Raw genomic sequence first — 12,368 nt, 5'->3', positions numbered from 1 at the left:
GGGCGACACCGCGAGCGGACAGCACCACCAGACCGGGTCGCAGCACCTCGACACCGGGCGCCACCGCGTCGACGGCCGAGGCGACYGGCTCGAACAGCCGCGCGTCGCGGTCGGGATCGGCGGTCACCACGTGCAACCGGGGGCACCGGGCCTGGGACTCGCGGCGGCGCAGGCCTCTGCGCACCCCGTCCGCGCGGGCCGGTGCCGAGCAGGCGATCACCCGATTACCCGACGTCACCGCCACCGGATGAGTCGGCGGGAGGTCCGCGGCAGCGGCCGCCGCGACCGCGGGCCAGTCGGGGCACCACAACGCCAGCACCCGGCTCACAGACCCACCACCTCCACCGGCCCGGGGAAGGGGGCGACCTCGAGGGGCGCCACCGGTTCCGGTGCACTCACCCATTCCACCCGGCCCTGCGCCGACCGCACGTCCAATCGGGTGGTGCGCGGCTGGAACGACCGCCCCCGGGCGCACACCGCCAGACTGAGGGAACGCAACCGCCCGCATCCCCGGTCCTGAGATCCGTTGCCCAGTCCGGCGTAACCGTGCACCCGGGCTTCCAGCCGCATCTCCGCGCCGTCCCAGTGTCCGTCCGTGACGACCAGGGTCGCCCCCTTGCTCCGGGCCCGGGCCACCACCGCGCGCGCCCGGGACGGCGCCACCGACGCCCCACCCAGTCCGAGCACCACCAGATCCATTCCGTCCAGGAGCACCGCGGCGATCTCCACCGGATCGGCGCCCGGATCGGGGATCAGGGCCAGCCGTTCCAGCTGCGCCCCCATCTCGACCGCTGCCAGCACCCCGAGCCGGGGATGTCCGATCACCGCGACGTGTCCGCCGCCCGCGGTCACGGACGCGACCAAACCCAGCAGGAGCGAGGTGGCACCCGACACCGACACCACCGAACCGCGCACCAGCCCGCCTCGGGGAAGGAGTTCGGCCAGTGCAGCCGGAACCGGAAGCACCCCGGCAGCATGGGAATCGGGCGCTGCGGACGTGCCCGTCGTGGGGAACGCACTCTCCACCGGGGCGCGGCTCGCCACCGATTCACCGCGCGCGGGGACAGCGGCCATCCGTCGTCGGAGGTAGTCCAGACGCTCCTGCCGGGACAGCCCGGACAACTCGGGAGACCCCGGCACCGGAAACCCCGGCTCGCCGGCCACTTCAGCCAACTCGACACCCCTGACACTCGGCACCAACAGCGGTCGGCAACCACGGGGAAGACGCGGCTCGAACAGACGCTTTGTTCGAACGTATTTTCGAACTCATTTCAAGTAAAGCCGGTCGGTGGAGGCCCGTCAAGTGGACCCCGAACGGCCAGGTCAGGACCGTCGCGCATCCCGTGTCCGCGCAATCCTCTAACCTGAACGCGTGATGGAGCAGGAGCAGAGCGAAAGGGGCATCGGACCCGAATACCTGGTGGCCGGAAGGTACCGCCTGCGGTCCAAACTGGGCGGCGGTGGAATGGGCGCGGTCTGGCTCGCACGGGACACCCTGCTGCACCGCGACGTCGCCATCAAACAGGTCACCACAACGGCCGGACTCGACCCCGACGAGGCCCGCCGTGTCCGCGAACGCACCATGCGGGAAGGGCGCAACGCCGCCAAACTCGCCCACAGCCATTCCATCGCGATGTACGACGTCGCGCTCGAGGCAGGCGAGCCCTGGCTGGTCATGGAGTACCTGCCGTCCCGCAGCCTCGCCCAGGCGATGAACATCGCCGACACACTGCCCCCGCTCGAGGTCGCCCAGATCGGCGCGCAAGTGGCCGACGCGCTCACCGCCGCCCACGCCGCCGGGATCGTGCACCGGGACATCAAGCCGGGCAACATCCTCGTCGCCGACCGCGGCCGCGAACTCGGCACCGTCAAGATCAGCGACTTCGGCATCGCCCGCGCCAAGGGCGACTCCGCCGACACCACGAACGGGGTCATCACCGGCACACCCGCGTACTTCTCCCCCGAGGTCGCCCGCGGCCAGGACCCCACCGAGGCCAGCGACGTCTTCTCGCTCGGTTCCACCCTGTACACCGTCGTCGAGGGCCAGCCGCCATTCGGGATCGACTCCGATTCCATCGCACTCCTGCACCGGGTCGCGAAGGCCGAGATCTACCGTCCCAGTAAGGCCGGACCGCTCACCGACACGCTGCTGCACCTGCTCGAGCCCGACCCGGCGCGTCGCCCGACGATGGCCGAGGCCCGCGACGCCCTGGCCCGGGTGGCCATGGCCGGCGACGGGAACGTCGCGCACCTCGTCGGTTCGCCCGTCTATTCCGCAGACGGCACCATCCCGGCGTGGGCACACCGTTCGACGCCGTTGCCCGACTCACGCCGGCGCAGCAAGCTGGTGAGTTCCACCCAGGCCGGTCTGCCCGCCGTGCCTCAGAGCACACCGCTCAAGAACGTGCCGCGGCCGCTCGGCCGATTGCAGTGGCCGCCGCGCCCGACGAAACCCGCTCCCGGTTCGCCGGCCCCGACCGTCCGCGATCAGGTGGTGGCGTGGGCGCCGATCGCCATGGGTGTCATGGTCGCGATCCTGATCCTGGCCGTGCTCGTGGCCGTGATCGTCCTCCTCGCCCAGCCCTGATACCCCGGGAGGTCAGTCGATCCGCCGGCGGTGCGCCCACCTCGTGAGCGCATTCCGGTTGGACTGCTGCGTCTTCCGCAGCACGTTCGACGCATGCGTTTCGACCGTCTTCACCGAGATCACCAGTTCCTCGGCGATCTCGCGGTACGTGTACCCCCGCGCGAGCAGCCGCAGCACTTCCAGCTCCCGCGGCGTCAGCGAATCCAGCTCCGGATCCAGCTGCGGCTCAGGAGCATTGGAACGCCCGGTGAAAGAGTCCAGCACGAATCCCGCGAGCCTCGGGCTGAACACGGCGTCACCGCCTGCGACCCGGCGCACGCCGTCGGCCAGTTCCGCGCCCGAGATCGTCTTGGTGACGTACCCGCGTGCCCCGGCGCGGATCACGGCGATCACATCCTCGGCGGCGTCGGACACGCTCAGCGCCAGGCACACCGGACCCGACTCGATGCCCCGCAGCACAGCGACACCGCCCCCGTCGGGCATGTGGACGTCGAGCAGCACGACGTGCGGTGAGGTGGCGTTGATCCCGGCCACCGCCTCCGCGACACCGCCCGCCTCGCCCACCACCTCCATGTCCGCTTCCCTGCCGAGCTCGGCGCGGACACCGGAACGGAAAACGGCATGATCATCGACGAGAAAGACACGGTACGGGGGTGTTTCAGGCAAAGTCACTGCAGCTGTTCCTCGCGTGGGCGGTAGTGTCACCCCACTCTAGGTGACGTGCAGGCGCCGGACGTCCCGGAGCCGAACGACCGGAGGAAACCAGTCGTCCTCCTTGTCACTGTCGCCGCCCGCGCCGGAGACGGCGACGAGAACGGTCGAGAATGTACCGATCACCCACCATTTCGTGAGGAAGCCGAACCCTGGCCACGATCCGTCGGGCTTCAGGATGCACAGTCCACACAATGCTTTCCCCGCCGTTGCATGGAACACCGATTGAAGAACGGTTCGGTGCACGAACGACACTGCAATCCAGGAGGACACTGCGGCAGCAAAAGACCACGGCGCGAGTTCCGGCAATGCCTCGCACACCGCCGACAACCCGATCGCCACGCCGATATGGAGGAGCCAGTCGATCGCGAAGGCGGTCGCCCGCCGCAGCCTGCGTGGCGAGGGGTAGCGGGGGTCACCGTGCATGCCGTGCCTGTTCGGTACGCCCGGGCGTGAGTCCACCGTCAGGTCGGTCTTCCGGCAGAAGCTGTGGCTGTCGGGGCCGTTCACGGCAGACGCCCGTCGATCTCGTCGCGGGCCCGCCGGACGTCGTCATCGAGTCCGGTCCGGTCCAGCCCCTCGCCGACGACGGCGCCGGTGAACCTCGGTGTGCCGACCGTCTCCTCCTGCACGTACGAGCCGAGCATGCCCCCGAACTGAGAACGAGGGTCGGTGAACTTCAGCCCGAACGCACCGTTGACCGCACCCTTCACACCTCCCTGAACCGCACCCTTGCCACCCGCCTCGGCGACGTTGCCCCAGTCCATGCTGTCGCGCCGCCCATGTTCCTTCTCGTACCACTGCAGGCCGGCTTCCAACGTCGCCTGCATGGCCGCCGTCCCTGCCGCGCCCTTCAGAGCGCCCATGGCGGCGCGGGTGAGGATCGAGGTGATCAGCTGCCGGATGATCATCCGGACGGTGACCTGTGTGGCCGCTTCCGCCGCGAACGCGGCCGGGCTCGCCGCACCGAACGTCATCGCGCTGGCCACCGCTACCGCGACGAGTTCGGCCGCCAGCGCCACCAGGGCCGCGATGATCGAGAGTTTCGCGACCCGGATGTCGTCGGCCGACCAGTCGAGGGTGTCGCCGAGTTCGTGGAGCAACCCCGACAACTCGCGTAGCGCCCCGTCCCCACCGATCCGCGCCCAGCGCTGCGCCATCGCGGTGTCGACGTCACCACTGACCCCGGACATGGCCGAGCGCATCGCGGCGTCGGCCTCCTCGATGATGTCGTCGAGCGAGGCACCGGCGACCTTCCACCCCTGCCCGAGCCGCTCCATCGCCGTTTCGTCCGCGTCGGGCCAGTCCGCCCCGACGACCTTCTCCGCCAGCCACCGGACACTGCCCGGAACCTCGATGCCCATCAGAACAGCCCGGCGAGGCTGGATGTGGTGCCGCGGTCGGTGTCGTCGAACGAGTCGGCGGTGCTCCTGAGCCTGGATCCGAGCGCGGCCAGCGCCCCGACGGCGAACCCCAACGACTGTCCGGCCGCGTCCGCGGACGGCAGATACCCGCTCGCGAACGTCGTCCCGGTCCCGTCGCCGCCCCAGCATTCCCCCTCGGCCTCGAGGGTCGAGTGCAGTGTGGCGGCGACCTCTGCCATCCGCTGCGACAGTGCGTCGAATCGGGGTGCGACGCTACGCAAATGCATCGGGTCCACCCACAGCTGCGCGCTCACTGCCACCCGCCCCGCAGGACCGGCCGATTCCACCGCGCGTCGTCGGGACCATCGAGGTCCGGTTCCCGCTCGGCCGGGACGCCACCGACGTCGGGCTCGAGGCGCGGGAGGAAGTCCCGAAGACTCGGAGCACCGGGAACGAGGTCCGGCAGATCCGGCAGGGTCTCGGTCGCGGCCACGATCGATCCCATGAGGCGCATCGACTCGGTGTGCGCGGCCTCGCCGCACGCCGGGCGGCTTCGGTCATCGCACGTCCCAGCGACTCGGGGGTGGACCGCCGGAACGCGTCCGGTGCGAGGCGCACGTCCACCACGCCGCCCACCGAGTTCACCACCACCTGCACCAGTCCGTCGGTGGACGCCCCACTCACCCGCAGCTGCGCCACCTGCTGCTGAGCGGCATGCAGTTCCTGCGTCTGCCGGTCGAGCGTGTCCAGCATCGAGTCGATCTGATCCTGCAACTCGTGCTCGCGCACGCGCAGACCCTCACGGTCGAACATGAAATCCCCCCTTGACATCTCGCGTCCCACCCCGCCGCAGCACGGTGCGACCACACGACCCCCACAGTCGTGTCGCCGGCGAACATTACCCCCTCACCGGGACAGCATGCGAGCAGACACGGCGAAAGTGGTGCTCACGCACCCTGACTGAACGGCACGTCCTCGACGCCGGCAGTGTCCGTGTCCTCGGCGGCGCCCGCTGTCGCCCACGTCCGGCCGTTCCGCGGCATGTGGATTCGCACCTCGGTGCCCTTGCCGGGTGCGGACCGCACGTCGACGTGCCCGCCGCGCCGCTCGATCCGTCCACGGATCGACTTCGCCAGGCCCTGACGGTCCGGGGACACCTCGTCGACGTCGAATCCGACGCCGCGGTCCCGGACGAACACACTGACCTGTTCGCGCTCGGCTTCGGCGAACAGGTTGATGTCCGTCTCCCCGGAATGCTTGGCCGCGTTGACCAGAGCCTCCCGCGTCGCACCGAGCACCGCCGTGAAACTCTCCTTCGACAGACCCTCGCCCGTGCCCTCGACGTCGAGCGCCACATCGCCGACCGTCACCGGCCGCACCGTGACGCCGTGATGGTCCTCCACCTCGCCTGCGATGATGCGCAACGCCTCCGCGAGGCTCGAATGGTCGGTGTCTCCCCCACCGAACAACCACTTCCGCAGTTCTCGTTCCTGCCCCCGGGCCAGCCGCGCGACCTCCTGCGGATCGTCGGCCTGCTTCTGGATCAGCGCCAGGGTCTGCAGGACGGAGTCGTGCAGGTGTGACGCGATCTCCTCACGCTCGTCGTTGCGGATCCTGGCGGCACGCTCCGCGCCCAGCGCGCGCCACAGTCGCAACCACAGGGGCACGGTCAGCAGCCCGGCGCCGACGAGGGTGACCACCACGGCCAGCAACGACGAACGCAGCGCAGCCAAGTCGACCTGCGCGAGGATCACCACACCGAGACCCGACACGATCAACGTCACGCCACCGAGGACCCGCGCCCAGGTGAGGACGGTGGGACGCTGCGGCAGCCCGATGACGGTGCGCGGACCTTCCGAATCGAATTCGCGCCACACCAGAGCCGCGCCGACCGCCACCACGATGATCGGCGCGATCACCGAACCGACCCGGCCACTGAACAACCACGACAACGCGGACGCACCGGCCAGGCCGATCGCGATCAGTCCGTACGCTCGCCGCCGCTCGGAGGCACTGGGCTTCTCGGTGTCGGAACCTGCGGCCGTGAAGATCCACAACAGTCCGTAGCCGACGATGCCGGCGCCGGCGAGCGCGGCGAGACACGCGAACGCGACCCGCACCTTCATCACGTCGACGCCCAGCTGATCGGCGATACCACCCGCGACGCCGCCAACGATGCGACCACCGGTCCGGCGTTCGAGCCGCGGCATGGGAATGCCGTCGGGCGGGGCAGGCGCGGTCACGGCGCCCGCGTACTGGGCACCGCCCGCGGACGTGTTCGACACAGGTTGCACATGTTCGATACTGGCACGATCCCCTGGCCACGGCATCAGGGTCCAACCCTGACTTCGGCCCGCGTTCCGGCCCACCCCGACCGGAAAGATCAGGGTAGTTCCCGATGTACGCGCGCCGCGCCGACCGGAACGATGGTCGTATGAGCAATGGGAGCTTCCAAGAGCAGATACAGGATCTGTGGCGGACCCGGCCGGTGCGGTTGCCGGGCCGTGGTCACGTCGCCGGTGTCTGTGCGGGAATCGGCTACCGCTACGGCGTCGATCCCGTACTGATACGAGTCGCCTTCGTCGTGTCCACCATCTTCGGTGGCGCCGGCGTGCTCCTCTACCTGGCGTGCTGGCTCGCCCTCACGAAATCGGGCGACCCGGCCTCCCCCGCGGAGTCGCTGGTGGGACGCGGTCACAGCTCCGACTCGGGCACCAAGACCATCGTCCTTCTCGTCGCACTGGCCATCGCGCTGAGCACCGTCGGCCCCTTCGGTGTCGGCCTCGGCGGCTCCGGCCTGGTCAGCATGGCGTTGATGCTCGGCGGCCTGTGGCTGCTGTATCAGCGGCAGCCGATACCCCCACCGTTGCCCGCCGGCGCCGTTGCCCCGGGTGTCGGGACCGGGTATCCCGGGACGAGTTTCTCGCCCGGTCAGTTCGGCGCCAACCCGTTCGGCCCCGGCACGTACGGTCCGAGTGCCTACGGTCCGGGTGCGTACGGTCCGTACACGAAACTTCCCGACTCCTACACGCCGAGCACGCCGCCGGCCTCCGGCGAGAAGCCGGCCGACGCACCCACGGAGGCACTGAAGCCCGAAGCTGCTGCCGCCCAATCCGATCCGGTGTCGTTCGAGAAGTCCCCACCCCCGGGTCCGCAGGTCGACGCACCCTCGGCCCCGTTCGCGCCGCTCGAACCGCGACCGCCGGCGTGGGACCCGCTCGGGGTCGCCCCGTTCGCATGGGATCTGCCCGAACCGGCCAGGACCACCGCTCCCGCAGTACAACCGGACCGCACCCACTCCCGCCTGACGACGATGGTGATCGGGTTGGCGATCCTCGCGGCCGCGGCGGCGACCGCGTTGTCGGTCGCCACCGGATCCGACTGGTTGAACCCCGGTCGCATCGGCGCCGTTGCGCTCGCCGTCATCGGAGTGGGGTTGCTGATCGGCGGATTTCTGCGCAAGGGCTACGGACTTCTCGTCGTCGCCGGCCCGCTGATCGGTTTCGTGATCCTCGCCTCGATCGTCGGTTCACTCGACCTGAACAGCGAGAACATGGGCGATCGGACCTGGAACCCGGCGACGGCGGCCGCCATCGAGCCCGCCTACTCCGGCGGATTCGGCAGCTTCACGCTCGACCTCCGGAACGTCACTCTCACCGAGGACAAGACGGTCGACGTCAGTGGGCAGTTCGGTGAGGTCGTGGTGCTCCTGCCGCCCGGTATGAACGTCGAGAACCACTGCACCGCGCAGTTCGGCGACGCGCAGTGTCTCCCGGAGGGCCTCGACGGTGGCGTCGACGGCACGGACGGTCACGTCCTGACCCTCAATGCCGATGTCCGATTCGGAAGTGTGGAGGTGCGCCGTGGATGACATCGACGACACTCAGGGCAGCGAACAGACCCGGACGCGGAAGCGCCCGTCGCCACTACTGATCCTCGCAGGATTGGCAGCACTCCTGGTGAGCGGCTGGGCGCTCGCGGGGCCGTTCTCGCTGGAACCGCTCGCGAACGTCGGGTTCCACTGGCTGTTCGTGGTGATCGCGGTGCTGGTCGGCGTGGTGCTCGTGTTCGCACCCAACCGGCGGAAGTAGAGACGCAACCGCACGTGCGCGGTGAGCGAGTCCTCGGACTCACTCACCGCGCACAGTGCGTCACTCCCACTCGATGGTGCCCGGCGGCTTGCTCGTGATGTCCAGCACGACACGGTTGACGTCGTGCACCTCGTTGGTGATCCGGGTGGAGATCCGCTCGAGAACGTCGTAGGGCAGTCGCGTCCAGTCCGCGGTCATCGCGTCCTCACTGGACACGGGGCGGAGCACGATCGGGTGACCGTAGGTGCGTCCGTCACCCTGCACGCCGACGCTGCGGACGTCGGCGAGCAGCACCACGGGGCACTGCCAGATCTGACCGTCGAGCCCGGCGGCCGTCAGCTCTTCGCGCGCAATGGAATCCGCGTGACGCAGGATGTCGAGCCGCTCCTGCGTGACCTCGCCGATGATGCGGATGCCCAGCCCGGGGCCGGGGAACGGCTGGCGTCCCACGATTTCCTCGGGCAGACCCAACTCGCGTCCCACCGCCCGGACCTCGTCCTTGAACAGCAGGCGGAGCGGCTCCACGAGCGTGAACTGCAGGTCTTCCGGCAGKCCGCCGACGTTGTGGTGGCTCTTGATGTTGGCCGTGCCGGTGCCGCCGCCGGATTCCACGACGTCCGGGTACAGCGTGCCCTGCACGAGGAATTCGACCGTGTCGCCGTGCGCGGCGTTCTCGCCCAGCACGTCGCTGACTGCGCCCTCGAAGCTGCGAATGAACTCGCGGCCGATGATCTTACGTTTGGTCTCCGGGTCGGACACCCCCGCCAGCTCACCGATGAAGGTGTCGGCGGCGTCGACCGTGATCAGCTTGGCGCCGGTCGCGGCAACGAAATCCTGTTCGACCTGGGCACGCTCGCCCGCCCGCATCAGACCGTGATCGACGAACACACACGTCAGGTTGTCGCCGATGGCGCGCTGCACGAGCGCCGCCGCGACAGCGGAGTCGACACCGCCGGAGAGCCCGCAGATCGCCTTGCCGTCGMCGACCTGCTCGCGGACCTGCTCGACGAGGGCGTCGGCGATGTTCGCGGCCGTCCATGCGGGAGGAATGCCGGCGATCTCGTGGAGGAACCGGCTGAGCACCTGCTGGCCGTGCGGCGAGTGCAGCACCTCCGGGTGGTACTGCACACCCGCGAGCTTGCGGGCCCGGTCCTCGAACGCGGCGACGGGTGCGCCCTCGCTCGTGGCCGTCACCTCGAAGCCGGCCGGGGCCTCGGTGACCGCGTCGCCGTGGCTCATCCACACGGGCTGACTGGACGGCAGCCCCTCGTGCAGCAGACCGCCCTGCACCTTCAGGTCGGTGCGGCCATACTCACGGGTGCCGGTGTGTGCCACCGTCCCAYCGAGTGCGCCCGCCATGGCCTGGAATCCGTAGCAGATGCCGAACACCGGAATGTCCAGATCGAACAGTGCCGGATCGAGTTGCGGCGCACCGTCCGCGTAGACGCTCGACGGCCCGCCCGACAGCACCACGGCAAGGGGATTCTTGGCCGCGATCTCCTCGACGGTCGCGGTGTGCGGAACCACCTCGGAATAGACCTTGGCCTCACGCACCCGCCGGGCGATCAGCTGCGCGTACTGCGCGCCGAAGTCGACGACGAGGACCGGTCTCTGTTGCTCGATATCTGCCACCGGGTCAGTCTAATCGGCGCAGCTCCGTGGTCTGCGCGACCCCACGACCCGGCCCTCTCGCGCCCTATGCAACGCCGTGCTTCTGCGCGTCGGGCACCACGGAGCTGTTGCGGATCTCGACGATCGGCAGCACCAGCGCGGCGGGCGCCCCCGCCGTGACGACCGGTGCGACCGGGGCGACCGGGTTCAGGCGCCGGTATCCCTCGCCCTGCGCCGGACGCAGGTCCTCCTCGCCCTTGTTCGGCCACAACGAGGCCGCACGCTCGGCCTGCGCCGAGATCGTCAGCGACGGGTTGACGCCCAGGTTCGCGGACACGGCCGACCCGTCGACCACGCTCAGCGTCGGGTAACCCCACACGCGGTGGTACGGGTCGATGACGCCCTTCGACGGTTCCGACGCGATCGTGCAGCCACCGAGGAAGTGCGCGGTGAGCGGGATGTTGAACACGTCGCCCCAGGTGCCGCCCGCGCGACCGTCGATCTTCTCCGCGATCCGGCGGGTCGCCTCGTTGCCTGCCGGGATCCAGCTGGGGTTCGGCTGGCCGTGGCCCTGCTTGCTGGTGACCTTGCGCCGACCGAACAGGCCCTTCTTCGTGTACGTGGTGATGGAGTTGTCGAGGTTCTGCATCACCAGCGCGATGATGGTGCGCTCGCTCCACTTGTACGGGGTGAGGACCTTCAGAGCTTTCGGATCCTTCGCGAGTTCCTTGAGGAACGTCATCCACCGCCGGCCGCCGCCGTCGGTCAGCAGCGTCTGCAGCAGCGCCATCGAGTTCGACCCCTTGCCGTAGCGCACCGGCTCGACGTGGGTGTCGGACGTCGGGTGGAACGACGACGTGATGGCGACGCCCTTCGTGAGCTCGAGCGCGGGGTCCACCTTGTTCTTGGCGGCGCCGAGGATCGACTCCGAATTGGTGCGGGTGAGCACGCCCAGCCGGTCGGAGATCTTGGGCAGCGCGCCCGTCTCCTTCTGGTCGAACAGCAGATGCTGAGTGCCCCACGTGCCCGCGGCCAGGACGACGTTCGCGGCGGTGTACGTCTTGCGGTTCCGGTTCTTCCGCGGCCCGCTGCGCCGGGTGAAGACGTCCCAGGTGCCGTCGGACGCCTCGCGCAGACCGGTGACCGTGGTCATCGGGATGATCTCGGCGCCCGCCCTCTCCGCGAGACCCAGGTAGTTCTTGAGCAGGGTGTTCTTGGCGCCGTGCCGGCATCCGGTCATGCATTCGCCGCACTCGATGCATCCGGTGCGGTCGGGGCCGACGCCGCCGAAGTACGGGTCGGGCACGGTCTTGCCCGCTTCACCGAAGAAGACACCGACCGGGGTCTGGATGAACGTATCGCCCACCCCCATGTCCTCCGCGACCGACTTGATGATCTCGTCGGCGGGGGTCATGTGCGGGTTCTGGACCACGCCCAGCATCTTCCGGGCCTGCTCGTAGTACGGCGTGAGCTCGTCGTGCCAGTCGGTGATGTGCGACCACTGCTTGTCCTGGAAGAAGGAGGCGGGCGGCTTGTAGAGCGTGTTCGCGTAGTTGAGCGAACCGCCACCGACGCCGGCGCCGGCGAGGATGAGGCAGTCGCGCAGCAGGTGGACGCGCTGGATGCCGAAGAAACCGAGGGCGGGCGCCCAGAGGAACTTCTTGAGATCCCAGCTGGTCTTCGCGAAGTCCGCGTCGGCGTAGCGACGGCCCGCCTCGAGGATGCCGACCTTGTAGCCCTTCTCGACCAATCGGAGTGCGGTGACACTGCCACCGAATCCGGATCCGACGATGAGGACGTCGTACTCCGTTGCGCGCTGCTTGCTCATCACTCGACCTCCAACGACACCTGAGTTATTACTCGCCAGTATGCACCCCTCGGCTGTGACAGCTGCCACAAGGGTCACCTAACTGTAACGAGAGGTATCAGGAACGGTCGTGATACCCGCAAACGCACGTCGCCCAATGCCTCATCAGTGCAGTTGAACTGCACCGATGTGACATT

13 protein-coding genes are annotated in these 12,368 nt (G+C 69.1%); 3 read left to right on the top strand and 10 right to left on the bottom strand.

Going from position 1 to position 12,368, the window contains the following annotated elements:
* Positions 1-328, bottom strand: a 328-nt coding sequence (locus tag AC1D1G_RS16295) for a Y-family DNA polymerase (protein ID WP_477952892.1), incomplete at its 3' end; no start/stop codon positions are given.
* Positions 325-1,164 (bottom strand): hypothetical protein, encoded by an 840-nt coding sequence (locus tag AC1D1G_RS16290; RefSeq protein WP_477952896.1) that lies wholly within the window; start codon positions 1,162-1,164, stop codon positions 325-327. The genes AC1D1G_RS16295 and AC1D1G_RS16290, both read right to left, overlap by 4 nt.
* A gap of 211 nt (positions 1,165-1,375) precedes the next feature.
* Here AC1D1G_RS16290 and AC1D1G_RS16285 point away from each other — a divergent pair, with 211 nt between their 5' ends.
* Positions 1,376-2,587, top strand: a complete 1,212-nt coding sequence (locus tag AC1D1G_RS16285; protein WP_105420571.1) for a serine/threonine-protein kinase — start codon at positions 1,376-1,378, stop codon at positions 2,585-2,587.
* 12 nt (positions 2,588-2,599) lie between these two features.
* Here AC1D1G_RS16285 and AC1D1G_RS16280 read toward each other — a convergent pair whose 3' ends face one another.
* The 6 genes from AC1D1G_RS16280 to AC1D1G_RS16255 form a co-directional block, all read right to left on the bottom strand.
* Entirely contained in the window at positions 2,600-3,259 is a 660-nt protein-coding gene (locus tag AC1D1G_RS16280) for a response regulator (protein WP_009479420.1), read from the bottom strand.
* Positions 3,260-3,298: 39 nt separating this feature from the next.
* The gene (locus tag AC1D1G_RS16275) at positions 3,299-3,808 is read right to left on the bottom strand and encodes an RDD family protein (protein WP_317569238.1); all 510 of its coding nucleotides are present in this window, start codon (positions 3,806-3,808) and stop codon (positions 3,299-3,301) included.
* The gene (locus AC1D1G_RS16270; protein ID WP_477952891.1) at positions 3,805-4,662 is read right to left on the bottom strand and encodes a WXG100-like domain-containing protein; all 858 of its coding nucleotides are present in this window, start codon (positions 4,660-4,662) and stop codon (positions 3,805-3,807) included. Before AC1D1G_RS16270 ends, AC1D1G_RS16275 begins: the two co-directional genes overlap by 4 nt.
* The gene (locus tag AC1D1G_RS16265) at positions 4,662-4,976 is read right to left on the bottom strand and encodes a WXG100 family type VII secretion target (RefSeq protein ID WP_283353396.1); all 315 of its coding nucleotides are present in this window, start codon (positions 4,974-4,976) and stop codon (positions 4,662-4,664) included. Before AC1D1G_RS16265 ends, AC1D1G_RS16270 begins: the two co-directional genes overlap by 1 nt.
* Positions 4,936-5,475 (bottom strand): YbaB/EbfC family nucleoid-associated protein, encoded by a 540-nt coding sequence (locus AC1D1G_RS16260; protein ID WP_477952890.1) that lies wholly within the window; start codon positions 5,473-5,475, stop codon positions 4,936-4,938. Before AC1D1G_RS16260 ends, AC1D1G_RS16265 begins: the two co-directional genes overlap by 41 nt.
* A gap of 134 nt (positions 5,476-5,609) precedes the next feature.
* Positions 5,610-6,992 (bottom strand): PspC domain-containing protein, encoded by a 1,383-nt coding sequence (locus AC1D1G_RS16255; RefSeq protein ID WP_477952889.1) that lies wholly within the window; start codon positions 6,990-6,992, stop codon positions 5,610-5,612.
* Between the two features lie 68 nt (positions 6,993-7,060).
* Between AC1D1G_RS16255 and AC1D1G_RS16250 the strand changes: the two genes are divergently transcribed.
* On the top strand, positions 7,061-8,533 hold the full coding sequence (locus tag AC1D1G_RS16250) for a PspC domain-containing protein (protein WP_280782671.1): 1,473 nt from the start codon (positions 7,061-7,063) through the stop codon (positions 8,531-8,533).
* Positions 8,526-8,753, top strand: coding sequence for a hypothetical protein (locus AC1D1G_RS16245; protein ID WP_477952887.1), 228 nt, complete (start codon positions 8,526-8,528; stop codon positions 8,751-8,753). The genes AC1D1G_RS16250 and AC1D1G_RS16245 overlap by 8 nt, the downstream gene beginning before the upstream one ends.
* 60 nt (positions 8,754-8,813) lie before the next feature.
* Here the strand turns inward: AC1D1G_RS16245 and guaA are convergent, their stop codons facing one another.
* A complete protein-coding gene (gene guaA / locus AC1D1G_RS16240) occupies positions 8,814-10,385 on the bottom strand; it encodes a glutamine-hydrolyzing GMP synthase (protein ID WP_477952886.1) in 1,572 nt (523 codons plus the stop codon).
* A 64-nt stretch (positions 10,386-10,449) separates the two neighbouring features.
* Positions 10,450-12,192 carry a GMC family oxidoreductase N-terminal domain-containing protein gene (locus AC1D1G_RS16235; protein ID WP_477952885.1) on the bottom strand — a complete coding sequence of 581 codons (1,743 nt, stop codon included), beginning with the start codon at positions 12,190-12,192 and terminating at the stop codon, positions 10,450-10,452.
* Positions 12,193-12,368: the final 176 nt, after the last annotated feature.

This window comes from Rhodococcus sp. P3_B8 (assembly GCF_056402775.1).
The sequence above is the reverse complement of the archived record's forward strand: the minus strand, read 5'-3'. Positions and strand labels throughout refer to the sequence as shown.